General features: G+C 53.2%; 2 protein-coding genes and 1 pseudogene. All 3 read right to left on the minus strand.

The genetic code is table 11. From position 1 onward, the window contains the following. A partial coding sequence (locus tag E308F_RS16625) for a lactate racemase domain-containing protein (RefSeq protein ID WP_373995967.1) occupies window positions 1-187 on the minus strand: 187 nt, incomplete at its 3' end. Window positions 188-451: 264 nt separating this feature from the next. Beyond that, entirely contained in the window at window positions 452-865 is a 414-nt protein-coding gene (locus E308F_RS16370; protein WP_216364584.1) for a tripartite tricarboxylate transporter permease, read from the minus strand. Beyond that, window positions 747-1603, minus strand: a pseudogene (locus E308F_RS16990) (tripartite tricarboxylate transporter permease). Before E308F_RS16990 ends, E308F_RS16370 begins: the two are co-directional and overlap by 119 nt. Window positions 1604-1936: the final 333 nt, after the last annotated feature.

The raw sequence follows: 1936 nt of genomic DNA on the forward strand, positions 1-1936 counted from the left end.
CTTTTTGGGCGCCGCGTAGCTCTTCTATCCCCCGGTTACCTATAGGATTCTCTAAGGCCCGGCGGATCTCGGCAGTAGCATCGGCTACACCGGCCACCTCCCGGGGAGTTATTTCGTGTACCCTTAAACCAGCCGGCAACTCGCCTGTTAGGTATCCTTCCCCGTAAGGGACTTTCACTTTAGTCAATTTCGACCCCCCTACTTCAGGCCATAATGGGCACAGTCTACCCTGAAAATAACCTCGCTCCAGGCTGGCATTGTTTTTGCTCGCTCCAAACAAATGCCAGCCCGTTATTTTCATCCTTCTTATGGTGCCGCGTTAGCGGCATGGGTGTCTTAAGCCCGATCAACAATCAGGGAAGCCCGTAGTAAGGCTTCCCTTCATCAATTAGATACCAGACTAATTAATAAAGAGAGGTTTAACTTTAGTTTGTGGTCTTCCCTTGCCTTTTTAATCGCTATCATCAGCCGCCAGTTCGGCCCCCCAGCCGCTGAACTGCAGCCACAGGCCCCAGGCAATCATTACCACGGCCAGGAGCATAAAGACTGCTACAATGGGCCTGGTGAAGAAAATCAGGGGCGAACCATCGGAAAGAACCAGGGGCTGTTTTAAGGAAGTCTCCAGCATCTGGGCTAGGACGGTGGCCAGGACCATAGGCGCCAAGGGAAAGCCCAGTTTGCGCATTAAATAGCCTAGGACACCGAAAATAAGGGCCACCCAAACGTCAAACATCAAGAAGCGGACACTATAGGCACCGATAACCGAGAACAGGATAATCATTGGTCCTAAAATGGGGAAGGGAATGAGGGCGATCCGCGCCCACAACCCCACCAGGGGCAGGTTTAAAACCAGCAGGATAAACATTACCCAGGTACATGATGGCGATGACCGCCCACACCAGGTCAGGATTTTCCTTGAACAACATGGGTCCTGGTTGCAAGCCATACATCATAAACCCGCCCAGGAGGACGGCTAGGGCCGGCCCGGAAGGAATACCAAAGGAGAATAAAGGTACAAAACCACCGCTGCAGGTAGCATTATTGGCCCCTTCCGCCGCCGCCACCCCCTCTATGGCGCCATGGCCGAAGAGGTGAGGTCGTTTGGAAACCTTTTTTCGGCATCATAGGCGATAAAGGTGGTTACCGCCGGGCTGCACCCCGGCAAGAGCCCCAGGAAAAAGCCAATTACCGAAGAACGCAGCATGGCGCCCCAGCTCTGTTTTAAGTCTTCCTTCGTCGGCAGCCAGTCACGAATTTTATTTTCATAAATCGAGGCTACCGCCCGTTCCACATTAACCAGGACCTCCCCTATAGCAAAGAGGCCGATGATGACGCTGATGAAGTTAACCCCTGCCATGAGGGAAACCGTGCCAAAGGTCAGGCGGGCTTCCCCTGTCAGGGGATCCAGGCCAATCATGGCCACCAGCAGGCCCAGGGCCGTAGCAATGAGCCCCTTTAGCAAAGCCCGCCCCGAAAGGCTGATTACCAGGCTCAGGGCCATAAACATCAAGGCGAAGTACTCCGGTGGCCCAAAAGCCAGGGCCACATTGGCCAGGCGAGGGGCAAAGAAAGTCAGTCCCACCAGGCTTAAGGTCCCGGCCACAAAGGAAGCCTCAATCTATACTCCCGCCTCTATTCCGACGTCTGTGGTCTTACCATTGCTATTTAATTCTATACGGAGAAACAAAATCCTCCCTGACCACATTAAATTTTTAGCCAGGATAACAAGAATGCTGTATACAAAATACCCCGACCAAAATTAGCCATGGTAAGCTTTAAGGATTCTCAATGTTCCTGTAGACCCAGGGACAGGCGAGCGGCGCCAATGATCCCCGCCTCATTGCCCAGCCTGGCCGCCAGGACCGGTAAGGGTTTAATCTGCCAGGCTCCTAAGCTTTCAGCCAGGTATTTACGGATGGGAGCCAAAATCACTTCC

The organism is Moorella sp. E308F, assembly GCF_006538365.1.
GTDB lineage: Bacteria > Bacillota > DSM-521 > Neomoorellales > Neomoorellaceae > Neomoorella.